Source organism: Paraburkholderia sp. GAS206C, from assembly GCF_050435645.1.
Classification (GTDB): Bacteria; Pseudomonadota; Gammaproteobacteria; order Burkholderiales; family Burkholderiaceae; genus Paraburkholderia; species Paraburkholderia phenazinium_B.
The window spans coordinates 486,299-511,243 of the sequence record NZ_JBNDKR010000004.1; the positions used below are offsets into that span (position 1 = coordinate 486,299).

Annotated in this window: 20 protein-coding genes; 5 read left to right on the plus strand and 15 right to left on the minus strand. The window is 62.5% G+C overall.

The genetic code is table 11. The features are described 5' to 3' along the window. Positions 1 to 113: 113 nt before the first annotated feature. Positions 114 to 326, minus strand: coding sequence for a DUF1059 domain-containing protein (locus P3T20_RS14300; protein WP_074264209.1), 213 nt, complete (start codon positions 324 to 326; stop codon positions 114 to 116). Between the two features lie 429 nt (positions 327 to 755). On the opposite strand from P3T20_RS14300, the gene mutS reads away from it, so the two are divergent. Continuing rightward, entirely contained in the window at positions 756 to 3,440 is a 2,685-nt protein-coding gene (gene mutS, locus P3T20_RS14305) for a DNA mismatch repair protein MutS (protein ID WP_074264207.1), read from the plus strand. Continuing rightward, complete coding sequence (locus P3T20_RS14310; RefSeq protein ID WP_429287174.1) at positions 3,406 to 4,755, plus strand: hypothetical protein; 1,350 nt, start codon at positions 3,406 to 3,408, stop codon at positions 4,753 to 4,755. Before mutS ends, P3T20_RS14310 begins: the two co-directional genes overlap by 35 nt. A 35-nt stretch (positions 4,756 to 4,790) precedes the next feature. On the opposite strand, the gene P3T20_RS14315 is transcribed toward P3T20_RS14310, so the two are convergent. Continuing rightward, complete coding sequence (locus P3T20_RS14315) at positions 4,791 to 5,333, minus strand: FKBP-type peptidyl-prolyl cis-trans isomerase (protein ID WP_074264206.1); 543 nt, start codon at positions 5,331 to 5,333, stop codon at positions 4,791 to 4,793. Positions 5,334 to 5,365: 32 nt separating this feature from the next. On the opposite strand from P3T20_RS14315, the gene P3T20_RS14320 reads away from it, so the two are divergent. Together P3T20_RS14320 and P3T20_RS14325 are read left to right on the plus strand one after the other, a co-directional pair. After that, the gene (locus P3T20_RS14320; protein ID WP_429287145.1) at positions 5,366 to 6,604 is read left to right on the plus strand and encodes a JmjC domain-containing protein; all 1,239 of its coding nucleotides are present in this window, start codon (positions 5,366 to 5,368) and stop codon (positions 6,602 to 6,604) included. Between the two features lie 232 nt (positions 6,605 to 6,836). Beyond that, complete coding sequence (locus tag P3T20_RS14325) at positions 6,837 to 7,115, plus strand: hypothetical protein (RefSeq protein ID WP_074264204.1); 279 nt, start codon at positions 6,837 to 6,839, stop codon at positions 7,113 to 7,115. A gap of 264 nt (positions 7,116 to 7,379) precedes the next feature. Here the strand turns inward: P3T20_RS14325 and P3T20_RS14330 are convergent, their stop codons facing one another. The 3 genes from P3T20_RS14330 to P3T20_RS14340 form a co-directional block, all read right to left on the minus strand. Continuing rightward, a complete protein-coding gene (locus tag P3T20_RS14330) occupies positions 7,380 to 9,656 on the minus strand; it encodes an ATP-dependent DNA helicase (RefSeq protein ID WP_074264203.1) in 2,277 nt (758 codons plus the stop codon). Between the two features lie 63 nt (positions 9,657 to 9,719). Further along, positions 9,720 to 9,938 (minus strand): DUF465 domain-containing protein, encoded by a 219-nt coding sequence (locus P3T20_RS14335; protein ID WP_074264202.1) that lies wholly within the window; start codon positions 9,936 to 9,938, stop codon positions 9,720 to 9,722. Between the two features lie 78 nt (positions 9,939 to 10,016). Continuing rightward, positions 10,017 to 11,072, minus strand: coding sequence for a hypothetical protein (locus tag P3T20_RS14340; RefSeq protein WP_074264201.1), 1,056 nt, complete (start codon positions 11,070 to 11,072; stop codon positions 10,017 to 10,019). Between the two features lie 143 nt (positions 11,073 to 11,215). On the opposite strand from P3T20_RS14340, the gene P3T20_RS14345 reads away from it, so the two are divergent. Beyond that, positions 11,216 to 13,579, plus strand: a complete 2,364-nt coding sequence (locus P3T20_RS14345; RefSeq protein ID WP_429287146.1) for a Tex family protein — start codon at positions 11,216 to 11,218, stop codon at positions 13,577 to 13,579. 114 nt (positions 13,580 to 13,693) lie between these two features. Here P3T20_RS14345 and P3T20_RS14350 read toward each other — a convergent pair whose 3' ends face one another. The 10 genes from P3T20_RS14350 to der form a co-directional block, all read right to left on the minus strand. Further along, positions 13,694 to 15,580 (minus strand): potassium transporter Kup, encoded by a 1,887-nt coding sequence (locus P3T20_RS14350; protein ID WP_074264199.1) that lies wholly within the window; start codon positions 15,578 to 15,580, stop codon positions 13,694 to 13,696. Between the two features lie 253 nt (positions 15,581 to 15,833). Further along, positions 15,834 to 16,418, minus strand: a complete 585-nt coding sequence (locus tag P3T20_RS14355) for a phosphoribosyltransferase (protein ID WP_074264198.1) — start codon at positions 16,416 to 16,418, stop codon at positions 15,834 to 15,836. Between the two features lie 3 nt (positions 16,419 to 16,421). Then, positions 16,422 to 17,768, minus strand: coding sequence for an adenylosuccinate synthase (locus P3T20_RS14360; RefSeq protein ID WP_074264197.1), 1,347 nt, complete (start codon positions 17,766 to 17,768; stop codon positions 16,422 to 16,424). A 180-nt stretch (positions 17,769 to 17,948) separates the two neighbouring features. Then, positions 17,949 to 19,100, minus strand: a complete 1,152-nt coding sequence (locus P3T20_RS14365; protein ID WP_074264196.1) for an ATP phosphoribosyltransferase regulatory subunit — start codon at positions 19,098 to 19,100, stop codon at positions 17,949 to 17,951. Between the two features lie 154 nt (positions 19,101 to 19,254). Beyond that, the gene (locus P3T20_RS14370; protein WP_074264195.1) at positions 19,255 to 19,446 is read right to left on the minus strand and encodes a DUF2065 domain-containing protein; all 192 of its coding nucleotides are present in this window, start codon (positions 19,444 to 19,446) and stop codon (positions 19,255 to 19,257) included. 44 nt (positions 19,447 to 19,490) lie between these two features. Then, a complete protein-coding gene (hflC, locus tag P3T20_RS14375; protein ID WP_074264194.1) occupies positions 19,491 to 20,393 on the minus strand; it encodes a protease modulator HflC in 903 nt (300 codons plus the stop codon). Between the two features lie 11 nt (positions 20,394 to 20,404). After that, on the minus strand, positions 20,405 to 21,835 hold the full coding sequence (gene hflK / locus P3T20_RS14380) for an FtsH protease activity modulator HflK (RefSeq protein ID WP_429287147.1): 1,431 nt from the start codon (positions 21,833 to 21,835) through the stop codon (positions 20,405 to 20,407). Between the two features lie 50 nt (positions 21,836 to 21,885). Next, positions 21,886 to 23,118, minus strand: a complete 1,233-nt coding sequence (hflX, locus tag P3T20_RS14385; RefSeq protein WP_254368816.1) for a GTPase HflX — start codon at positions 23,116 to 23,118, stop codon at positions 21,886 to 21,888. A gap of 31 nt (positions 23,119 to 23,149) precedes the next feature. Beyond that, positions 23,150 to 23,386 carry an RNA chaperone Hfq gene (gene hfq, locus P3T20_RS14390; protein WP_006051315.1) on the minus strand — a complete coding sequence of 79 codons (237 nt, stop codon included), beginning with the start codon at positions 23,384 to 23,386 and terminating at the stop codon, positions 23,150 to 23,152. 142 nt (positions 23,387 to 23,528) lie between these two features. Next, positions 23,529 to 24,866 carry a ribosome biogenesis GTPase Der gene (der, locus tag P3T20_RS14395; protein WP_074266017.1) on the minus strand — a complete coding sequence of 446 codons (1,338 nt, stop codon included), beginning with the start codon at positions 24,864 to 24,866 and terminating at the stop codon, positions 23,529 to 23,531. Positions 24,867 to 24,945: the final 79 nt, after the last annotated feature.

A 24,945-nucleotide genomic window follows, 5' to 3' on the forward strand; every position in this document is an offset into this window, starting at 1 on the left:
TTGTTTGTTCATGGCGGGATGCGTAGCTACGCTCGGATCCAGTTCGTTCCTGAGCGGTTGGGCATCGTGATGTGACTGCCCGATAACCGGTCGCGCGTGCGGGTGCGCGAGCATTACGCGTGACGCGGTGCTTCTACCGGCGGCGTGCCGTCATGAAACAGCGTCTTCAACTGCGAACGCAGTTCTGGAGAATCAGCATGCTTGTGAACCGTGACCGCGTGCTGTACGGCCGCCTCTAGCAGCTCATTTTCGGAATCCGCGGATAGCGCGATAGAGCAGTTCATTTCGCTCGGAAATTCCCGGCAATCGATGTATTTGCGCGTCATGATCCTCTCCTCATACGATAGTAGTCATGGGCTTTACGTGAATGACCGCGCGGAATGCCGCGCGAAGTGCACAGCACACGATTTGCGCCTCCTTGTCGCAAAACGAAATCATCCTGAAAGTATAGGCCGCAGGTTGGGAATTTGAGGTCCCGCAGCGAAATTCGCGACGTCGTCAGGATCGTTTCCAGCACCCACTTGAATGATTTCGGCTACCGGCGCCGGTTTGAATCGTCGCACGAACTCCTCGAGGTGGCGCGGTACGACGGTAGCGTTTCCCCCTTCGTCGTTGATGTCCTTGACGGCCTCCCCCATCTGTCCAATCGCGGCTCCAGCGACTTCGCCTGTGATTAGCCATCCGGCCGAGGTTCAATCCGCGCGGCGGCGGGTTAAACTCACGCCCTGAACAGCTAACGCAAGAAGACACTCAGGATGGGCATTCAAACCGCAGCGGCCAATGACGTCGCACAACATACCCCGATGATGCAGCAATACCTGCGCATCAAGGGGGAGCATCCGGGCACGCTCGTGTTTTACCGGATGGGCGACTTCTATGAGCTGTTTTTCGACGATGCCGAAAAAGCCGCACGCCTGCTCGATCTCACGCTGACCCAGCGTGGTGCGTCGGCGGGTAATCCGATCAAGATGGCCGGCGTGCCGCATCACGCGGTCGAACAGTATCTCGCCAAGCTGGTGAAGCTGGGCGAATCGGTCGCAATCTGCGAACAGATTGGCGATCCGGCCACTTCGAAGGGGCCGGTCGAACGCAAGGTCGTGCGCGTGGTCACGCCCGGCACGCTCACCGATGCTGCGCTGCTGTCGGACAAGAGCGACGTGTACCTGCTCGCGGTGTGTGTGGGTCACAACCGGCGCGGCGTCGCCACCAACGTAGGCCTCGCGTGGCTCAACCTCGCGAGCGGCGCGTTGCGCCTCGCGGAAGTTGCACCGGATCAGGCGGCTGCCGCGCTCGAGCGCATTCGTCCGGCGGAAATTCTCGTCGCCGATTCGCCGGTCGATACCAACACGTGGTCGCCGCCGGCTGGTTCTGGCGCACTGACACGGGTACCCGTCTGGCATTTCGACGTCTCCTCCGGCACGCAGCGCCTGTGCGATCAGATGGACGTGGCGAGCCTCGACGGTTTCGGCGCGCATTCGCTGTCGAGCGCCTGCGGAGCAGCCGGCGCGCTGCTGCTGTACGCGGCAGCGACCCAAGGTCAGCAGTTGCGCCATGTGCGCAGTCTGAAGGTCGAATACGAATCCGAATATATTGGGCTCGACCCCGCCACGCGCCGCAATCTCGAACTCACGGAAACGCTGCGCGGCACCGAAAGCCCGACGCTGTGTTCGCTGCTCGATACCTGCTGCACGACCATGGGCAGCCGGCTGCTGCGCCACTGGCTGCATCATCCGCCGCGCGAAGCGGCGATTGCGCAGGCGCGTCAACAGGCGATCGGTGCGCTGCTCGAGGCGCCGGTCAGTGCAAGCGTCGATACGTTGCGCGGCGCGCTGCGGCAAATTTCCGATATCGAGCGGATCACCGGGCGCCTCGCGTTGCTGTCCGCCCGTCCACGTGACCTGTCGAGCCTGCGCGATACGTTCATTGCGTTGCCCGATCTGCGCACGCTGCTGGCCTCGGTGACGGGCGCTGCCGATTCGCTCGCGCGCATCGACGCCGCGCTCGAACCGCCCGCGCCTTGCGTCGATCTGCTGAAGCTGGCGGTGGCGCCCGAACCGGCTGCAATGGTCCGCGACGGTGGTGTGATTGCTCGCGGTTACGATGCAGAGCTCGACGAGCTGCGTGATATCTCCGAAAACTGCGGCCAATTCCTGATCGACCTGGAAACGCGCGAACGCGCGCGTACCGGCATCAACAATCTGCGCGTCGAATACAACAAGGTGCATGGCTTCTATATCGAAGTCACGCGCGGCCAGACGGACAAGGTGCCCGACGACTATCGGCGGCGCCAGACGCTGAAAAACGCCGAGCGCTATATCACGCCGGAGTTGAAGACCTTTGAGGACAAAGCGCTGTCGGCACAGGAACGCGCGCTCGCACGTGAACGCTCGCTCTATGACGGATTACTGCAGGCGCTTCTGCCGTTCCTCGCCGATTGCCAGCGCGTTGCCGCGGCGCTCGCGGAACTCGATCTGCTCGCCGCGTTTGCCGAGCGCGCCCGCGCGCTCGACTGGGTCGCGCCTTCGTTCACACCGAGCGCGGGTATCGCGATCGAACAGGGACGTCACCCGGTGGTCGAGGCGCAGGTCGAGCAGTTCATCGCCAACGACTGCACGCTCAACCCCGAACGCAAGCTGCTACTGATCACCGGCCCGAACATGGGCGGTAAATCCACTTTCATGCGGCAGACCGCGCTGATTGCGTTGATGGCCTATGTGGGCAGTTATGTCCCGGCAACGCGTGCGACGTTTGGCCCGATCGACCGCATCTTCACGCGCATTGGCGCAGCCGACGATCTGGCCGGCGGCCGTTCGACCTTCATGGTCGAAATGACGGAAGCCGCGGCGATCCTGAACGACGCGACACCGCAAAGTCTCGTGCTGATGGACGAAATCGGCCGCGGCACTTCGACTTTCGACGGCCTCGCGCTAGCGTGGGCAATCGCGCGGCATCTGCTCGCGCACAACGGCTGCCACACGTTGTTCGCCACGCATTACTTTGAGCTGACGCAACTGCCCGCGGAATTTCCACAAGCGGCCAACGTGCATTTATCCGCCGTGGAGCATGGCCACGGCATTGTCTTCCTGCATGCGGTGAACGAAGGCCCGGCGAATCAGAGCTATGGCCTGCAGGTGGCGCAACTTGCCGGCGTGCCTGCTGCCGTGATCCGTGCTGCGCGCAAGCATCTCGCGCACCTCGAACAGCAGTCGGCCGGGCAACCCGCACCGCAGCTCGATCTGTTTGCGGCACCGCTGATGCTGCAGGACGCCGACGACGCTCATGACGACGGCGCCCCGCCCGCCCCTGCACTAACGGCTGCCGAGCAGGCGCTCATCGGGCGTCTGCGAGCGCTCGATCCGAACGACCTGCGCCCGCGTGAGGCGCTGGACCTGCTCTATGAACTGCATGACCTGGCCACTGCGCCGGATGCAGATCATTGACCGGCGCCGTCGTCCGCAGCGCCAGCGCACGGTGTGCGCGGCGCTCGCATTTGCGCTGATCCTCGCAGCAGGGGTGTCAACCCAGGCAAGCGCCGCGCCGATCCGCTACACCTTCGCAGTTATCGCCGATACGCTGCAAAGCCCCGCTGACGAGGCCTCGACGCAGCGACTCATCGACGCGATCGGCCGCGACCGCAACATGTCGTTCATCGTCTACGACGGCAATCTGAAGGGCGCGAAAGAAGCCTGCAGGGACACGTTATACGACCGGCGACAGGCTCTGCTGGAAGCAGCAAAGCCGCCACTGATCTTCGTCCCCGGCCAGCACGACTGGACCGATTGCGGTATCGCCGAAGCCGGCGGCTTCGATCCGGTCGAGCGGCTCGATCAGCTACGGCAGACGATCTTCGCCGACCCTTCGTCCATGGGGCAAAACCCGCTGGCATTGACACGCGAAAGCGAAGTCTCGCGCTTCAGACCGTATCGCGAGAATGTGCGCTGGCAACTGGGCGACACCGTGTTCATCGGTTTGAATGTGCCCGGCTCGAACAACCATTACGTGAGCGCGGGCGGCCGTAACGGCGAGTTCGAAGATCGCGTGATCGCCAATGCGTTCTGGATCGAACACGCAGCCGAGTATGCGAAACGGCGCGAAGCACGCGCAGTTGTAATTTTCATTCAAGGCGACCCGGACCCGGAACGCTACGAGCGGCCAGACCGTTTTGCATGGCTGCGTTTCGGACGCAACGCGCGTCGTGATGGCTTTCTGGAACTCAAGCGCAGCCTCGTGAAGGCCGCGCAGATCTTCCACGGCCCCATTGTGCTAATCCATAACGACGATGGACGGCCCGCCGGCGGCTTTGCGATCGACCAGCCGTTGCGCAACGACAAGGGGGAGGTGGTGACGAATCTGACGCGCATCGCCTTCACGCTGCCTGATCGTCTGGATGAGTGGCTGCAGATTGAGGCCGATCTTTCGCGCAGGCCGCCTTTCCGGGTCAGCGTGCACACCGTGCCGAAGAACATGCCGCTGGTGCCGTTCCAACCCGCGTCAGCGGTTCAGCCTGCGCAGGCTCCCGATGAAAGCGAGCCCGAGCTTTCCTCACCGGCGGGGGGCAATCAGACGCCGGGGCAGATGCCGGATCAGTTACCCAATCAGTCGCCAGCTCAAACGTTGAATCAAACGCTCAATCCGGCCTCGAACCTGCCGCCGCTTCTACCGTCGACACCGCCGCCGGAGCAACCGCTCAACACGCTACCCGGCTCAGGTGGACAGACGCCGGCCCCAGGTGGAGCATCCGCGGGCACGCCCTAAGGTAAGGCACACCCGTCGCGGCGCATCTACCAGGTTCAGTGCAACGTGGGGCCCGACGGCTCTTCATCGCCTTCGTCGTCATCCTCATCGAGTACTTCCAGGCCGTCCGCGCCGTGGGCATGTTCGTGCTGGATTTCGTCTTCAGTAGCGGGACGCACGTCCTTGACGGTCAGCGCAAAACGCAGCGCCATGCCGGCGAGCGGATGGTTGCCGTCGAGCACGACCTTGTCTTCCGCGACGTCAGTCACGACGTACACCAGCGAATCGATGTCCTCGTCGCCTTCTTCCGGCGTGCCTTCGAATTGCATACCGACTTCGAGCGGCTCGGGGAAGCGCGTGCGCGGCTCGATCTTCACCAGATCGGGATCGTATTCGCCAAACGCGTCTTGCGGTTCCAGCTGGATCTGGGTCTCGAAACCAGCCTCATGGCCGTCGAGCTCTTCCTCGATCTTGGGGAACGTGCCATCATAGCCGCCGTGCAGATAGACCATCGGCTCATCGCTCTCTTCGATCAGGTTGCCCTGCGCATCCGACAGCTTATAAGCGACCGACACGACGGTGTTCTTTGCAATTTTCATTCGATTCTCCAGAATACAACTCACATTATACGATGCCCAAGCGGCCCCTTGACCACCCGGCGCATGCAGCTTCTGCGCGGATTTCTTCGCCGGTTCTGCCGCCCTCGCCGGACGTACCCACACCGCTGCTCGGCAATCTCACTCCGTCGCAATTCATGCGCCGGTACTGGCAAAAGAAGCCTCTGCTGATTCGTCAGGCCATCCCGAACGTCGAGGCGCCGCTCTCGCGCAGCGAGCTGTTCGACCTGGCCGATCAGGACGAAGTGGAAGCGCGCCTGATCACACACTTTCGCAACAAATGGCAACTGGAACACGGCCCGTTTGCGGCCGACGAATTGCCCTCGCTCAAGCAACGCGCATGGACGCTGCTCGTGCAGGGCGTCGACCTGCATAACGACCGCGCCCGCGCCCTGCTCGAGCGCTTTCGCTTCGTGCCGGATGCACGTCTGGACGATCTGATGATCTCGTACGCGAGTGACGGCGGCGGGGTCGGTCCGCATTTCGACTCGTACGACGTGTTCCTGCTGCAGGTGCACGGCAAACGCCGCTGGCGGATCGGCGCACAACGCGATCTGTCGCTCCGTCCGGGTGTGCCGTTGAAAGTTTTACAAAATTTCGAGCCAGAAGAGGAATGGGTCCTCGAACCCGGCGACATGCTGTATCTTCCGCCTCACATCGCGCACGACGGCGTGGCCGAGGGCGAGTGCATGACCTGTTCGATCGGCTTCAGGGCGCCCTCCTCGAGCGAGCTGACCGCGCAATTTCTGTATCATCTCGCCGAGCGTGGCGAAACGGGCGGCCAGCCAGAGCGTGCTGCCCAGCTTTACCGGGATCCGCAACAGCCTGCAGTAGCGCACCCCGCAGAGCTGCCTGCCGCCCTCGTCGAACGGGTAGGCGCGATCCTTGCTCAGGTGAAATGGGGCGAAAGGGACATCGCGTCGTTCCTCGGCACCTATCTGAGCGAGCCGAAGCCGAGCGTAGTATTCGATCCGCCGGAACAGCCGCTCAACGAGGCGCGTTTTATCAGGCGTGCTTCAGAGTTGGGCCTGAGGCTCGACCGGAAGACGGTTATGCTGTACAACAGCCGCTTTTTCTTCCTGAATGGAGAAGAAAATCGGTTTGCAGGCCATAAAAGATGGTTGATTGAATTCGCTGATTGCCGGCGTCTGAGTGCGAAACGCTTTGTAACACTCTCAGGCGATTCATCGGTGACAGCATTGCTGCACGAGTGGTATCGTGCGGGCTGGATACAAGTGGGCGAGCTTGTCTAAAGCTTGTCCGCCTGTTATGAAGTACCGTGAAATTTTGTATGAGAAAGACAACGTATTGACCCCGCATTTGTCGACGGTCTGTACGAAAGTGCATATAATTTCCGCCCAAGCCGTAGGGAAGATTCACGCTCTTGTGAAGTGCGTCTCCACCAGCGGCCCAGGTCGGTGTTGGAGCACATTACCGGTATTATTTTGCGCTGTTGCTTACCTTTAACCATAAAAGGACGTGATCATGAAGAAATCCCTCCTCGTAGCATCCCTGTTGGCAGCTGTGGCACTGGCTGCATGCAACAAGAGCAGCGACCAGGCAGCTGCCCCGGCTAGCGATGCATCCGCTGCTTCGGCACCGGCTGCTGCTGCTTCGGATGCAGGCGCTGCAGCTTCGGACGCTGCTGCTGCTGCGAGCGACGCTGCTGCTTCGGCACCGGCTGCTGCTGCTTCGGACGCAGGCGCTGCTGCTTCGGACGCTGGTGCGGCTTCGGCTGCTGCAGCTTCGGGCGCAAGCCAGTAAGCTGTCGTACAGGGTTCGCCTCTGGGCGAAAACCACATCGGAAGATCGCTATGGTCTTCCGGTGCGGTAAAGCAAAACGCCACGGATTTACATCCGTGGCGTTTTGTCATTCTGCGCTCGCTTAATGCAACCGCTTAGTTGCTCTTAGTTGCTCTTACTCGCGCTTAGTCGCTTATTGCTTTTTGTATCGTCAGATAATTACCGTCGTTAATTACGATTTGCTTATAGCAGCCGTTTTCAACGACCGGCCATCACTTCTTTTTTTCACTCAGAACGCACGCTTGCGGCTTCTTCGAAGAACTCACGAACCACGTCGATCTCTCTGGTCCGCTTGAAAGGCGGCAGGCTCTGCCATATACGGCGCCCATACGGTTTGTCGACGAGTCGGGTATCGCAGATCATCAAAACGCCGCGATCGGTCTCAGCGCGAATCAGACGCCCTGCGCCCTGCTTTAGCGTAATCACCGCCTGCGGCAATTGATGGACCGCAAACGGGCTTAGCCCCTTCCTGGTCAGTGCGTCGAGCCGGGCGGCCAGTACCGGGTCGTCGGGCGGTGCAAACGGCAGTTTGTCGATCACGACGAGCGAGAGCGCATCGCCACGCACGTCGACGCCTTCCCAGAAACTTTGGCTGCCTACCAGGATCGCATTGCCATAGGAGCGGAAGCGATCGAGCAGTTCCGTGCGACTCGCATCACCCTGCACCAGCAGCGGGTAGTTCCAGCCACGCGCTTCGATCGTGTCGCGCAGCTTCATGGCAATCTTGTCGACGGCCCGCAATGTCGTGCAGAGCATGAATACGCCGCCACCCGACGCTTCGATGGCCGGCAGCGCGGCTTCGAATACCGCGTCGGTGAACATCGGCGAGGACGGCTGCGGCAGATTGCGCGGCACGTACAGGAGGCCTTGCGTCGGATAGTCGAAAGGGCTCGGCAGCGTCATCGAGCGGCGCGCGTTCAGGCCCATCTGTGCGGCATAGTGGGCGAAATCGCCGCGCACCGAAAGCGTTGCCGATGTGAAAATCCACGCCCGCGGCACGCCGGCACGCTGCTTGGCGAAGATCGGCGCCACCGACAACGGCGTCTCATGCAACTGCACGGTATGCGCAAACACTTCGATCCAGCGCACCTTTTCGTTCGGATCGCCAACGGCCTTCTTGTCGGCCGTAGCAGCATCGCCACCGGCGGCGTCTGAGGCTACGTCGCGTTCGGCTTCGGTCGGCGGCGTCGTCCAGCCGGACAGGATCCCCTGCAACTCGCGCGCGCGCCGCAGACAGGCACCCAGCGACTCGGCGCGTTCCGCCTGGCTCGACAAGGCATTGGCGAGCGCAGCCAGTTCCGTCTCAAGCGTTTCGAGCGCAGCAAAGAGCGGATGGCCGTCCGGCAACTGGCCGATCGACAGCCGCACCGAATCCTCCTTGAAGGCGAGACGCACGTCGCGCGCCGAACGTTCGAGCGCCGCGCCGAGCTTCACCCAGTCGACCACCTCGCGCGCATGGCCCAGCCCTTCGGCAACCGAGTCACGGGCCAGTTCGAGAAACTGCGCAGTTGAGAGCGTCTCGCCGAAGAACAGCGTGGCGGTCTCCGGCAATTGGTGCGCTTCGTCGAAGACGATCGTATTGGCCGTCGGCAGCAGTTCGGCCATACCGGTGTCGCGCAACATGATGTCGGCGAAAAACAGGTGATGGTTGACCACCACGATGTCGGCCTGCTGCGCCTCGCGGCGCGCCTGCATCACGAAGCATTCCTTGTAGTGCGGGCACTCCTGGCCAAGGCAGTTTTCACGCGTCGAGGTCACCATCGACCACACCGCGGCCGTCTCCGGCACACTCGCGAGTTCTGCCTTGTCGCCGGTGCGGGTGATCTTCGCAAAACGGACGATATCCTGCAGATACGAGGTTTCCTGGCGCGACGGCAGACGCCCATTGTCGGCGGTGCGTTGCAGGTAGTAGTGGCACAGATAGTTCGCGCGACCCTTGAGCATCGCCACCGTGACGGGCACGGCGAGCGCATCGCGCACGGTCGGGATATCGCGCTGGAACAGCTGGTCCTGCAAGTGCTTGGTGCCGGTCGAGACGATCACCTTGCCGCCCCACAGCATGGCCGGTACGAGATACGCGTAGGTCTTGCCGGTGCCGGTGCCCGCTTCGACGATCAACGTGTTCTCGCTGCCATCGAGACCGCCGGCCGCGTCGCTCGTAGCAGCGTCTGCAGCCGCGGCAGCTGAGGCATCCCCAGCGGGCGCCTGCAGGCGCCGTGCCGGCCGCTTCTGTGCCTCGAACATCGCCGGCTCGGGCATGGCCCTGCCCGACGCTTCCATGGCGGCAGCGACCGCGCGCGCCATCTCGATCTGCGAGGCACGCGAACGGTAGCCATCAATCTGGCGCGCCAGCAGGCCATCAGCGGCGAAGATGTGGTCGAGTTCGGATTTGCGGCGGGGGTTCAGCGAGGCCGCGAGCGCACTCCCGGCTGCGCGCGGCTCGCGTGCGGAAGCTTCGTCATCCGACGAACTGCGCGAAGAAGAAACAAGCGGTGAATTCAAGGCAAGCGTTTCCTGCAAAATCCGGTGCGCGCGTGGCGACCCGGCGCCTGCCAGGTCGCGCGCCTAAGCGCGCGTATCCGGTTCGAGCTGCAACTGCAGCAAGATGATGGTGTCCTTCACCTTGAGTTTGCGCTTCTTGAGGCGCTGCAATTCAAGGTCGTCGAAGCCGGGCTCATCCGACATTTTGTCGATCAGACGGTCCAGTCCACTATGTTCCGATTCCAGTTGCAGAATACGGTCCTGAAGTGCGTTCGCGTCGATGACGTGATGATGGTCGCGCATGCTCGCCCCTCTTCCTGAGCGGCGCGGGCTGCCTCGTGCAGCCCAGACGCCTGAGGTTGCTGTCCGGCTAAAAACGCGTTACTGCTGTTGTTGCTGTTGCTTCTGCTGCTGCTCGAGTTGCTGTTGCTGCTGCAACTGCTCCTGCTGTTTCTGCTGCGCCTTGTCGGCCGCCTGCTTCTGGCGCGCCGCGACGTCCTGCTGATGCTGGGCGGCCGTCTCCTGCTTGCGCTGGAAGCTCTGCTGCTTCTCGACACGCTCCTGTGCCTTTTGCGCGCCCTGCTCGCGAGCCTGCTCGAGCTGGGTCTGGAAGTTGGCCTGCTTCTGATCGTACGCCTGCTGGTTCGCCGCCGCCTGCGACGGGCTGACACCGCGTTGCGCCTGATCCAGCGCGTGTTGCTGCACCTTCTGCTGATACGACTGCTCGTTGGCCGCGCGCTGCGGCGCCTCGGCTGCGCGCTGCGCCTGATCCAGCTGATGCTGGCGCTGCTTGTCCTCGTACTGTTGCTGGTTGCTGGCGTCCTGCGCCGCGCGCTGCGGGGCGTTGGCCTCGTCCTGGGCACGCTGTAGGGCTGCCTGCTGATCGCGCTGCTGCGCACGCGCCGTACGCTGTTCCTCGTCGAGCGCGAGCTGTTCCTTGCGGATTCCTGCCTGCACCGTGCGCATTCTGTCGCGCGCCTTGTTGAGACAGTAGTTCACCAAAAACTTGCTATAACAATTGTGTTCGTCGACTGCGTAGTTATAGTTGTTCTCTTCGGTGCGATGGTTCAAGTCCGCTTGCCGCGCATCGAACCCGTTGCCCGGTGCCTCGCCCGTGGCGCCCTCCGCTCCCCTCGCTTTGGCATCCGATGCGCCGCTCGGGCCATTCAGCTGCCCGTCATCGGTGCGCAGCGTCGTGCCGGAGGCCATGGAGCCGTCGATAGCAGCCGAACCGGCTGAACCCGCGGACGGCACGGTCGCCGCCGACGGCGCCGATACCACCGGCTGATCCTGTGCCAACGCCGGTGCGGACACGGCGAAAGAGACGGCGGCAACGCCTAGCGCAGCGCAGGTGAACAGCGGCGCGGCCAGCGAGGCACAAAGCGAAGCAAGTGGAAAACGGGAGATCGGCAACGTCGTAGATGGGCAACGGAACATGCCCGAAATTCTATCACCCCGCGGTTGAGCCCTTTTGCATTTATGGCAAAATGCCCCGCTTCAGCAACCCGGCCGCAGCGCGCGCGTTCCGCGTGGCGCCACTCGCGGCCTCAGATCGAGTCCGGCAGGAACACCAAGACCTTATGACGGAAAACGTAGCACTCAAGATCGTACAGCGCATCGCCAGCGAACTCTCCGTCCAGCCGCGCCAGGTCGCGGCGGCGGTGCAACTCCTCGACGAAGGCGCGACTGTTCCGTTTATCGCGCGTTACCGTAAGGAAGTGACAGACAATCTCGACGACACGCAGCTGCGTAATCTCGAGGAACGTCTCCTGTATCTGCGCGAACTCGAAGACCGGCGCGCCTCGATCCTCACGAGCATCGACGAACAGGGCAAGATGACGGACGAGTTGCGGACCGCCATCGAAGGTGCGGACAGCAAACAGGTGCTGGAAGACCTCTATCTGCCCTACAAGCCGAAACGCCGCACGCGCGCACAGATCGCCCGCGAAGCGGGCCTCCAGCCCCTTGCTGACGCGCTGCTCGCCAATCCGCTGCTCGATCCGCAGACCGAAGCCGCCCAGTACGTCGACGCCGAAAAGGGCGTGGCCGACGTGAAAGCGGCACTGGACGGCGCGCGCGACATCCTCTCCGAGCAATTCGGCGAAACCGCCGACCTGCTCGGCAAGCTGCGCGAGTACCTGTTCAACCAGGGCGTGGTGTCGTCGAAAGTGGTGGAAGGCAAGGAAAGCTCGGAAGAAGAAAAATTCCGCGATTACTACGACTACTCGGAAACCATCAAGACGGTGCCGTCGCATCGCGCGCTCGCGCTATTTCGCGGCCGCAATGCCGGCGTGCTGATGGTCAAGCTGGGGCTCGGCGAAGAACTCGACGCGCAGGTGCCGCATCCGGGCGAAGCGCTGATTGCGCGCCACTTCGGCATCGCCAACCAGAACCGCCCGGCCGATAAATGGCTCGCCGACGTGTGCCGCTGGTGCTGGCGCGTGAAGGTGCAGCCGCACATCGAGAACGAGCTGCTGACCAATCTGCGCGAAGAAGCGGAGCATGAAGCGATTCGCGTGTTCGCCCGCAATCTGAAGGATCTGCTGCTGGCGGCGCCGGCAGGACCGAAGGCTGTGATCGGTCTCGATCCGGGCATGCGCACCGGCGTGAAGGTGGCGGTGGTCGATCGGACCGGCAAGGTGCTCGCCACCGACGTGATTTACCCGCACGAACCGCGCCGCGACTGGGACGGTTCGATCGCCAAACTTGCGCGTATCTGCGCGCAAACGCAGGCTGAACTGATCAGCATCGGCAACGGCACGGCTTCGCGCGAAACCGACAAGCTGGCAAGCGAGCTGATCGCGCGACATCCGGAGTTCAAGCTGCAGAAGATCGTTGTGTCCGAAGCTGGGGCTTCCGTGTATTCGGCCTCGGAACTGGCAGCGAAGGAATTCCCCGACATGGACGTGTCGCTGCGCGGCGCGGTGTCGATTGCGCGGCGTTTGCAGGATCCGCTCGCGGAACTCGTGAAGATCGAGCCGAAGGCCATCGGTGTCGGCCAGTATCAGCATGACGTGAACCAGCGCGAACTGGCGCGTTCGCTCGACGCGGTGGTCGAGGATTGCGTGAACGCGGTGGGCGTGGATGCGAATACGGCATCGGTGGCGCTGCTCGCGCGCGTGTCCGGATTGAACGCAACGCTCGCGCGCAATATCGTCGACTTCCGCGATGCCAACGGTCCGTTCCCTTCGCGCGAACATCTGCGCAAGGTGCCGCGTCTCGGCGATAAAACCTTCGAACAGGCCGCGGGCTTCCTGCGCATCAACAACGGCGAAAATCCGCTCGACCGTTCGTCGGTGCACCCGGAAGCGTATCCGGTGGTCGAGCGCATGCTCGCGAAGATCAACAAGCATGTCGGCGACGTGCTCGGTAATCGCGAGGCGCTGTCGGGCCTGTCGCCCGCCGAGTTCGTGGACGATCGTTTCGGTCTGCCGACCGTGCGCGACATCCTCGCCGAACTCGAAAAGCCGGGCCGCGATCCGCGTCCCGAGTTCAAGACTGCGACGTTCCGCGAAGGCGTCGAGAAGATCTCCGATCTGTCGCCGGGCATGGTGCTGGAAGGCGTCGTGACGAACGTCGCCGCCTTTGGTGCGTTCATCGATATCGGCGTGCACCAGGACGGCCTCGTCCACGTGTCGGCGATGTCGACGAAGTTCATCAAAGACCCGCACGAGGTCGTGAAGGCCGGCCAGATCGTCAAGGTCAAGGTGCTTGAAGTGGACGCGAAGCGTCAGCGCATTTCGCTGACCATGCGTCTCGCCGACGAGTTCGGTGCAACGGGTGCAGCGGGCGGCGCACAGCGCAGCGGTGGCGGCAGTGGCGGCCAGCAGGACCGTGGAGCCGGCAACCGCCCGGGCAGCAGCGGACGGGGCGCACCACAGCGCTCGCGTGAGCCTGAACCGTCAGGCGCGATGGCTGCAGCGTTCGCCAAGCTCAAGCGTTAAGGCGGCGCGCCGCAAGCGCCGCTAAACAAAAAGCCCACGCAGATGCGATCTGCGTGGGCTTTTTCATTGACCGCCCTGCCAGCAGAACAACCCCGGCAAGCACGGCATCGAAACTCAAATCTCGATCTTCGTCCCCAACTCCACCACACGATTGGCCGGGATACTGAAGAAATCGGTCGGCTTGGCCGCGTTCTGATGCATCCATGCGAACACCCGCTCGCGCCACACCGACATCCCTGGCAATTGTGTCGGCACAACCGTTTCCCGCGCGAGGAAGAACGACGTATCCATCAGTTCGAAGGTCATATCGTGCGTGCGGCCCACATCGGTCATCACCGCTTTCACGTCGGGCGTCTCATTGAAACCGTATGCCGCCTTCACCAGGAACAGTCCCCCGCCGATCTCTTTGACCGTGACGCGATCCGCGTCTTCAACATAGGGAATATCGAGCGTCGCGAAAGTCAGGAAAATGGTGCGCTCGTGCAGCACCTTGTTGTGCTTCAGGTTGTGCAGCAGACTCACCGGCACCAGCACGTCGCTGCCCGTCAGATAGATGGCCGTGCCCGACACGCGATGCGGCGGATGCGCGAGCAAACCCTGCAGGAACGGCATCAACGGAATACCGTCGGCGGCCGTGCGTTCCTTGACGATCATCCTGCCCTTGAACCAGGTCATCAGCAGGAAAAACAGCAACGCGCCGATGCCCAACGGCAGCCAGCCGCCCTCCTCGACCTTCAGCAGATTCGCGCCGAAGAAGCCGAGATCGACCACCATCAGGCCGCCGATAATCAGCGCGACCGCCAGCTTGTTCCACTTCCACACGTTCACCATCACCACGCAGGCGAGGATCGTGGTAATCACCATCGTAGCCGTCACCGCGATACCGTACGCCGCCGCGAGATTGTCCGAGCTCTTGAAGGCCACCACGATGCACAGGATGATGAAGAGCAGCATCCAGTTCACCACTGGCACATAGATCTGTCCGATCGCGAGATCCGACGTATGCAGGATCTTCATGCGCGGCACATAGCCAAGCTGGATGGCCTGGCTCGTCAACGAATAGGCGCCGGAAATCACCGCCTGCGAGGCGATCACGGTGGCCACCGTGGAGAGCACCACGAGCGGCAGCAGCGCCCAGTCGGGCGCAAGCAGGAAGAACGGGTTTTCGATGGCCTTGGGGTCGTGCATCAGCAGCGCGCCTTGGCCGAAGTAGTTCATCACCAGCGAAGGCATCACGAGACAGTACCAGGCCAGCCGGATCGGCTTGGCGCCGAAGTGGCCCATATCGGCGTACAGCGCTTCGGCGCCGGTCAGCACCAGCACTACCGAGCCGAGCACCACATACGCCTGCAGCACGTGCGCCGCCATGAACGAATAGGCGTAGTACGGATTGAGCGCGCGGATGACGGTGGGCGCCTGCACGATATGCGCAAGGCCGAGCACACCGATCACCGCGAACCAGACCACCATGATCGGTCCGAACAGGCGCCCCACCATGGCCGTGCCGTGCCGCTGGATCCAGAACAGCACGATCAGGATGAGGATGGTGAGCGGCAACACCAGATGGGCCAGGTTAGGCGCTGCGATCTCCAGTCCTTCGACCGCGGAGATCACCGAGATGGCCGGCGTGATCACCGCATCGCCGTAGAACATGCAGGCGCCGAAGATACCGAGCATCACGAGCAGCCCCGCGAGCTTCTTCTTTGGATCGACCGAGCGTAACGCCAACGCCATCAACGCCAGCACACCGCCCTCGCCGTTGTTATCGGCGCGCATCACGAACAGCACGTACTTGATGCTGACGACGATCACGATCGCCCAGAACAGCAGCGAGATCACACCGAGGATGGATTGTTCGGTCAGCGGGATGCCGTGCGCCGGGCTGAACGCCTCTTTCAGCGAATACAACGGGCTCGTGCCGATGTCACCGAATACCACGCCGACCGCGGCCAGTGCGAGTGCAGGCAAAGGCTGTTTGTGCGCGTGATGGGTATCTGTCATAAACGCGAGGTATCCGTTCCTGAGCGGAAAAAAACGAGCGCTATTCTAAACTGACTGTAAGGTAGCGCCCCGGCCTGTTGTGCGTACACCACGTGGACAGCCCGCGAAGTTTAGCACCGTGCTACGAACCCGTCAGCCGCTTGTCATCGCGCTGTCAGGCGCTTTCTCATCAACCTGCGCGCGAAAAAAAACGGAGCCTAACCTGGCTCCGTTCTTGCTCATTCGCCGCATACGCCGGACAAGCCGGCATCCATCACTGACCCGAGGATTCCTGCGCGGTACCGCGCTTGATCCAGGCGCCGAGATTATGCGGACGCACAGTGTCCCATTCCTCGAACGGCTGATGAATCCACGGATTGGTGGGCAGAAACTGCACGTGGTAGTCGGGCTTTACCTTCGAGCAGCCCTTGTACCAGAGCACGGCCGAGCGCACCGACGTAATGGCCGGATAGCGCTCTTTCAGATGCTGCTGCACGCGCGCCAGCGTCACGCCCGAGTCGACGAGGTCGTCGACCAGCAGCACGTTGCCCGACAGCTCGCCGCGCGTCATCGTGATGTATTGGGCAATGTCGAGTTCGCCCTGCTCCGTGCCCGCGGCTTCACGGTACGAACTGGTGGCCAGGATCGCCAGCGGCAGATCGTAGATACGCGAGAGCTGATCGCCCACGCGCAGACCACCGCGTGCGAGGCACAGGATCTTGTCGAACTTCCAGCCCGAATCGTGCACAGCGAGTGCCAGCAGTTCGATCAGGCGGTGATACTCGTCCCAGCCAACCCACAGGTTCTTGTCGTCATTGCGCGGGTCTTTCATCGCAATCATCGGTACACCCTGCGTCATGAGTTAAACCTTGAACGGATGACGAAGCAGAATCGTCTCGTCACGATCCGGGCCAGTTGAAACCATGTCGATCGGCACGCCAGCCACTTCCTGCACACGTGTCAGATAAGCACGCGCGTTGGCAGGCAGCTTGTCCCATTCCTTGATGCCGACCGTGCTTTCCTTCCAGCCGCCGAAAGTCTCGTACACCGGCACGCAACGCGCCACTTCCGTCGAACCGCGCGGCAGGATATCGCAGTCCTTGCCGTCGACCTTGTAGCCGACACACAGCTTCACTTCGTCGAGGCCATCGAGCACGTCGAGCTTGGTGATGCACAGGCCCGAGATGCCGTTGATCTGGATCGAGCGGCGCAGCGCGGCGGCGTCGAGCCAGCCAGTGCGGCGCGGACGGCCGGTGACCGAGCCGAACTCCTTGCCAACCGTAGCCAGCGTCAGACCGATCTGGTCCTGACGATCGACGTTATCCGCATCGTACAGTTCGCTCGGGAACGGGCCCGAACCGACACGCGTGCAATACGCCTTGGTGATGCCGAGCATGTAGTTCAGCTTTTGCGGACCGACACCCGCGCCCGCGGCAGCCGCACCGGCCACGCAGTTGCTCGAGGTGACGAACGGATACGTGCCGTGGTCGATGTCGAGCAGCGTGCCTTGTGCGCCTTCGAACAGCAGGTTGTTGCCCTTGGCGTTTTCGTCGTAGAGGCGACGCGATACGTCCGTGACCATCGGCTTCAGACGGTCGGCGTAGCTCAGCATCGTATCGAGCGTTTGCTGGAAGTCGACCGCATCGACGCCCAGGTATTTCGTCAACACGAAGTTGTGGTAATCGAGATTTTCACGCAGACGTTCGGCGAAGCTTTCCGGATCGAACAGGTCTTGCACGCGCAAGCCGCGGCGCGCCACCTTGTCTTCGTAAGCCGGGCCGATGCCACGGCCGGTGGTGCCGATCTTGGCCGCGCCACGGCGCTTTTCGCGGCCCTGGTCGATGGCAACGTGATACGGCAGGATGAGGGTGGTGGCTTCGGAAATGAAGAGGCGCTTTTGCACATCCACGCCGGCGGATTCGAGCTCGCCAATTTCCTTGAACAGCGCTTCCGGCGACAACACGACGCCATTGCCGATGTAGCACGCCACGCCGGGATGCATGATGCCCGACGGAATCAGACGCAAGATGGTTTTCTTGCCGCCGATGATAAGCGTGTGACCGGCATTGTGACCGCCCTGGAAGCGAACGACGCCTTGAGCGTGGTCCGTCAGCCAGTCGACGATCTTGCCCTTGCCTTCATCACCCCATTGGGTTCCCACGACGACGACGTTACGTCCGGGGTTCACATTCGCAGCGCTGGCAGACATGTTGTTTCGTATGCTGGTTAAAAACGTATTCTACCTATGTTCGCGGAAGCTTCCGAATTTTTCCGTTTCCGCTCAACGGTATGGACGTTATCTTAGGTATATCGAAGTGATGCGGCGGCTCACCGCATCGATCTCTTTGCGTTCGTTCTGGCGAACGTTTTGCCGCTCAGGTTTCGCCGCTCACGCGTGGGGTTCGACGACCCATGCGCCGTTGCGCTCGACCAACACGCGGTCGCAGGCAAATTCATCGAGCGCGTGATCGTGACCCGGCAGCGCCTGGATCACCACTTCGCCCGCATCGCGCAATGCGGCCACGCTGGCGCGCAGGGCGTCGTCGTGCTGCCACGGCGCGAGGATCGCGCTGCTGCGCGCTTCGACCGGCGAAATACGCGCCACTTCACGCAGGTCGAGCGAAAAACCGGTCGCTGCGCGGGCCCGGCCATATGCCTGGCCGACGTGGTCGTAACGGCCACCACGCGCGACCGCGTTCGGCACGCCGTCCACGTAGGCCGAAAACATCACGCCGCTGTGGTACGCATAGCCACGCAGGTCAGCGAGATCGATCATCACTTCCGCACCCTCGACCTGGCTGGCGAGGAACGCGAGATCGTCGAGTGCGCGGGCAATTTCCGGTGTGCCAGGCAGACGCTCGCGCGCTTCCTCCAGCACGGATGCGTCGCCATAGAGTGACGGCAACGCACGCAGCGCATCGCGAACTACCGGCGTAAGTTCAGTCGTCAATTCCGCCAGACGCGGCACGTCCTTGCCGGCGAGCGCTTCATAGAGCGATTCACCCAAAGCCTGCGCAGCCGGTTCGGCGTCGATCAGGGCCGCCAGCACGCCCGCATGGCACAGGTCCAGACGAACCTTCGCGAGACCCGCCAGACGCAGCGCGTCGAGCATCAACTGCTGGATTTCAAGGTCTGCTTCGAGCCCGGCGTGGCCGTAGATTTCCGCGCCGATCTGGATCTGTTCGCGCGTGGCATGCAGGCCACGCGGACGCGTGTGCAGAACGTTGCCGGCATAACACAGGCGCGTCACGCCCTGACGGTTCAGCAGGTGCGCGTCGATGCGCGCCACCTGCGGCGTCATGTCGGCGCGCAGGCCCAGCGTGCGGCCCGACAACTGGTCGACCAGCTTGAAAGTGCGCAGATTGAGGTCGTGGCCCCCGCCCGTCAGCAGCGACTCGAGGTACTCGAGCAGCGGCGGCATGACCATCTCGTAGCCGTAAACTCGAAAACGGTCCAGCAGATGACGCCGCAACTCTTCGATCTTGCGGGCTTCCGACGGCAGCACGTCGGCGATATTCTCGGGAAGTAACCAGGTCGACATCGATACAGTCCTACGACGGTGAACACGGCGCCTCGCCGCGCCGGTAATTGAGAGTGAATGGCCAGCCGGGGCATGCGTACATGCATGCGGTGGCGGCAGCGCCGGCAGGCGACGCGCGCCCCGCGCCAAATCGCAACCCGAACCGCTTGCGCCTTCAGGTGACGATAAATAGCAGTATCAGCCCCAGCGCCATCACAATCAGTCCGCCAATGCGGATCTGCTGCGGCGGGCGTTCCGACATTTTACGGAACGTGTCGCGCCAGGCGCTCGGAAAAACGAAGGGGAACATCCCCTCGATGATCAGCATCAATGCGATCGCAAGCAATAACGAGCCGGCTATATCCATGCGAGTGGCGGTGCCGCGATACGTGTGCCGCGGCGCTCCAGTAATCAGTGTTTGCGCGCTGCCGCGGCGGCGTCCGGTGACATTTCACCGTCCGGGCTACGCATGAAGCGGAAAAACTCGCTGCTCGAATCGACCACAATCACGTCGTTCGGCTTGAAGGTGTTCCGGTAAGCCAGCATGCTCTGGTAGAACTGGTAGAACTGGGGATCGCGGCCATATGCGTCGGCGGCGATGGAGGCGGCCTTGCCGTCACCCTCGCCCTTGATCGTCTGCGCCTGCAGATACGCGTCCGCGAGCAGCGCCTGCTGCCGGTTGGCCGCGTCGGCCTTGATCTGATCGGCCTCGGCCACGCCCTTGGCGCGCTCTGCACTGGCCGCCTGCTCGCGCGCGGCGCTCATGCGCTTGTAGACTGAGTCAGCCATCGCAGCCGGGAAATCGATCCGGGCCAACTGGACGTCGATCACTTCCACGCCTAGCGACGCCGCCGCGGCGGACATGGCGCCACGCGCGTCGTCCGCAAGCGCCTGCTGTTTGGCGAGGGCGTCGGACAGCGTAACCTTTGCAAACGCATCGCCGAGCGCACTGCGCGACAACAAGGCGAGCCGGTCCGGCAACGTCTGTTCGTCGCCCTTGGTCTGGTCGAACAGCTTGAGCGGGTCGGTCACGCGATACTTGATCACGGAGTCGACCAGCAAGTCGGTTTTGTCAGACGTGACGAAGCGGTCTTCATCCGGCGTATCGAGCGTCTGGATCCGGCTGTCCACCAACATCAGTGTTTGCAGCGGGGGCGGCAGCTTTGCATGCAGCCCCGGGCCGAGCAGCTCGGGAGTCGCGTCACCGCGTCCGGACAGCACCGCCATATGACGCTGATCGACCACGAATACCGTCGACGATGCCGCAAACAGCAGAAGGACGACAACGACGATGAGCGCAATGATTCGATTCATGTTCGCGCGCCTCATTGGATGTCGTCTTCGCGGCCGCGGCTGCGGAACGCGTCGCGCGAGCGCAGCGGATCGCTGGCAGCGTCGGCCTCGCTGGCCGGGCTCGCGGCCGCGGCCGCCGAGGCCGAGGCCGCTGCGGCAGGTGCGGGGGTATTGCTCGCGGCCTGGCTATCCTGCGTGCCCTGGGCTCCCTGAGTACTTTGCGCACCCTGGTTCAGGCCGACGGCGGAACCGGCCGAGCTGCCGGAAGCAGCGCTCGCCGCAGCAGCATCGGCAGCATGCTGACGGGTGGCCTCGACCAGCTTGTCGAGCGGCAGGTACATCACGTTGTTACCGGCTTTGCTGTCGACAAATACCTTCGTCGAATTCGAATAGATATGCTGCATGGTATCCAGGTACATGCGCTCACGGATCACCGCCGGCGCTTTTGAATACTGCTCGTAGACCTGCTTGAAGCGCTCGGCATCGCCTTGCGCCTGCGCCACCACCTGGTCGCTGTAGGTCTTGGCCTGGTCGACGAGGCGCGCCGCGTCAGCCTGCGCATGCGGCAACAGGTCGTTGGCATACGCCTGAGCATCAGCCCTGGCGCGTTCGCGGTCCTGATGCGCTTTCGCTGCGTCGTCGAATGCGGCCTGCACCTGCTCAGGCGCCTGCACACCTTGAATCGTCACACCGGTCACGACGAGACCGGTCTGCGATTCGTCCAGGGAATGCTGGATCGCATCGGTGAGTTGCTGGCGAATTGCTTCGCGATCCTGATAGAGGATATCGTCGGTGCTGCGCGCGCCGACAATGCTGCGCACGGCCGCCTGCGCGGCGAGCGTCACGCTCTGGTCGGGGTCGACACTGCGGAACAGATAGTCCGTCGCGCTACGCACCTGGTACTGCACGGCAAAACGCACATCGACGATGTCTGCGTCATGCGTGAGCATCGCGGCGTCCTTGACGTTCGCCATACGCACGATATTGTTGCGGCCAATCTCCACCGAACGCACGTCGCCGACATTGACGAGCTCGTGCGCTTCGAACGGATACGGCAGACGCCAGTGCACGCCCGGCGCCGCGGTATAGCGATACTTGCCGAACTGGGTTACGACGCCGGCCTGGCCGTCCTGCACCACGAACACACCGCTGCCGAGATAAATGGCGATCAGCACGCCGATGACGATACCTACACCGATACGCGCACCGCGCCCATTGTCAGGGCGGCCTGCGCCGCCACCCGTACCCTTGCGGCCGAACATGCTGCTCAGGCGGCGATTGAAATCGCGCCACATCTCGTCGAGATCGGGCGGACCATCGCCATCCTTGCCGTTCTGCGGACGCTTCGGGTCGTTCGGACGTTGCCGGTCGCCATTGCCGTCACCCCGGCCCCAGCGCGGATCGTTCATCGAAAGAGTGGCGCGCAGGCGCAGCCAGATACTCCGCACGTTGTAATCGTTCACCTGTGTTCGTTCACCAGAGTAGACAGCGGGTCAGTGCAATTTGGAACGGGTCAGTGCCCGAGTTCGGGGACCTTGCGGTCGTCACGTGATTCTGCAGGCCAGCCTTCTTCCGGCGCTTGTGGCGCGTTTGGCTCTGCATGCTGCACGTCGGGAAGAGTGTCGGCAGCCGCGATTTCGGCGATGGCAGCGCGCAGTGTCTCCAGTCCCTGCCCGGTGCGCGCGCTCAAAAAGACGCGCGAAATATTACCATACTCATCCCGCTCAACCGTGTCGCCTCGGGCCGCCAGCTCGGGCACGGCGTCGATCTTGTTGAACACCAGCACCTGGCGGATTGTGTCGGCACCGATTTCGTGCAACACCTCGTTGACCTGATCGATCTGGTCGAGGCGCACGGCGCTCGATGCATCCACGACGTGCAGCAGCAGATCGGCGTGAATCGTTTCTTCCAGCGTGGCGCGAAACGCTGCCACCAGCTGGTGAGGCAACTCGCGGATAAAGCCGACCGTATCGGACACCACCACCTGCCCCACCTCGTCGCCGAGATAGACGCGCCGCGAGGTCGTGTCGAGCGTGGCGAACAACTGGTCCGCCGCATACGCCTGCGCCTTCGTGAGCGCATTGAACAGCGTGGACTTGCCCGCGTTCGTATAACCGACCAGCGACACCGACATCGTGCGGTTGCGCTCGCGCGCGCGCCGCTGCGTGCCGTGCTGGCGGCGCAGTTTTTCGAGCCGCGTCTTCAACGCCTTGATGCGCTCGCCGATCAGCCGGCGGTCGGTTTCAAGCTGCGTTTCACCCGGACCGCGCAAACCGATACCGCCTTTTTGCCGCTCCAGGTGGGTCCATGCGCGGATCAGCCGCGTGGACAGGTACTGCAATTGTGCGAGCTCGACCTGCAGCTTGCCTTCATGGCTGCGGGCGCGCTGCGCAAAAATATCGAGAATCAGACTCGTGCGGTCGATCACGCGCCTGTTAAGCGCCTGCTCCAGATTACGTTGCTGGGCCGGCGCAAGCGCGTGATTGAAGATGACGAGTTCAATGTCGTTCGCCTCGCACGCAAGACGCAGTTCTTCCGCCTTGCCGCTGCCGACAAACATTTTGGCATCGGGACTGGAGCGGCGTCCGGTGAGGGTAACGAGGGGAGTCGCGCCCGCGCTTTGCGCGAGCAGGCTGAGTTCTTCGAGACTGGCTTCGAAATCGATCTTACCGAAGTCGATGCCGACAAGCGCTGCGTTGGTCAAATTGGAGGGTATCAAAATGAAGCGGCCGGGAGAGATCGCCAACGGGCGACACTACGCCGGCCGCGACGAGAGGTTAGGACTGTTCGGAATCCGGGTGGAAATTTACCGGGCGGGCAGGCACGACAGTGGAAATGGCGTGCTTGTAGACCATCTGGGTAACCGTATTCCGGAGCAACACGACGTACTGGTCGAACGATTCGATGTTCCCTTGAAGCTTGATGCCGTTGACCAGATAGATCGACACCGGCACATGCTCTTTACGCAGTGCGTTCAAAAACGGGTCTTGTAACAATTGCCCTTTGTTGCTCATAGCAAACTCCGTATTTTTTTGCAGGTTGACTAAATTGACGACGAAGAAAAAGAAATCCGCCGTCAACCGCTACACTATAGCCGATTTTCGTTTTTGCGCGAGTGACCTGGCCATCCGGCCAAACCCAACACACACGCGGGTTTCAGCCTTTGTCCGCGTAAGGGTTCGTCGACGATCTGAACTCTATGCGCAATGGAGTCCCAGTCAGCCCGAAAGTTTCCCTGAAGCGATTTTCGAGGTAGCGTTTATACGTTTCCGTGATCGCGTCGAGCGCATTGCCGTGAATCACGATAATTGGCGGGTTTTGGCCTCCCTGGTGCGCATAACGCAGCTTCGGACGAACCGGACCCCGCCGGCGCGGCTGCTGGAATTCGACTGCGTCGATCAGTGCGCGCGTCAATTTCGGTGTCGGCAGCTTGGACATGGCCGCCGCATAGGCGTCGTCAACCGAGCGCATCAACGGCCCAATCCCCGACTTTTCGGCCGCTGAAATAAAGTGAAATTTCGCAAAGTCGAGAAATTTTAGTTTGCGCTCCAGATCCGCTTTGGTGCGCTCGCGCACATGCGAGTCGAGACCATCCCATTTGTTTACGCCAACAACTAGCGCGCGGCCCTGCTCCACCACGAAACCGGCAATGTGCGCATCCTGGTCGGAGATGTCCTGACGGGCGTCGAGCAGCAGGATCACGACGTTCGCGTCCGAGATGGACTGCAGCGTCTTCACCACAGAGAACTTCTCGATGGCTTCGAACACCTTGCCGCGACGGCGCAGGCCAGCGGTGTCGATCAGCGTGTAGGGCTTGCCCTGACGCTCGAAATCCACGTAGATCGAATCGCGCGTGGTGCCGGGCATGTCGAACGCAATCACGCGCTCCTCGCCGACGAGCGCGTTGATCAGCGTCGACTTGCCGACGTTCGGGCGGCCCACGATGGCGATCTTGATGCCGCGCGCAGCCTTTTCCTCGTCGCTCTCTTCCGGTTGACCCGCGTATGCGACTTCCAGCGCATCGTTGATCATCTCGGTCACGCCGTCGCCGTGCGCCGCCGAAATGGCGCGCGGATCGCCGAGCCCGAGCTCGTAGAAGTCCGCGGCGACCGCGCTGTACTTCATCCCCTCGGCCTTGTTGACGACGAGGAAAATCGGCCGGCCAACCTTGCGCAAATAGTCGGCAATCGACTTGTCCTGTGGCGCGAGACCATTGCGGCCGTCAACAATGAACACGACGATGTCCGATTCTTCAACTGCCTGACGGGTCTGGCGCGCCATCTCATGGAGGATGCCGTCTTTGGCGACCGGTTCGAAACCGCCGGTGTCCACCACGAGGTACGGGCGCTCGCCGGTGCGGCCTTCGCCGTAGTGGCGATCGCGTGTGAGACCCGGCAGGTCGGCAACGAGCGCATCACGCGAGCGCGTGAGACGGTTGAATAGCGTGGATTTCCCCACATTGGGGCGCCCCACAAGGGCAATTACGGGTTTCATCAGATGTTGTTCACGGTGAAACGCGAGGCCGGGATCGATCACCCCGCGCGCGACGCCATGCGGCCGCGTCGCGGCTGCG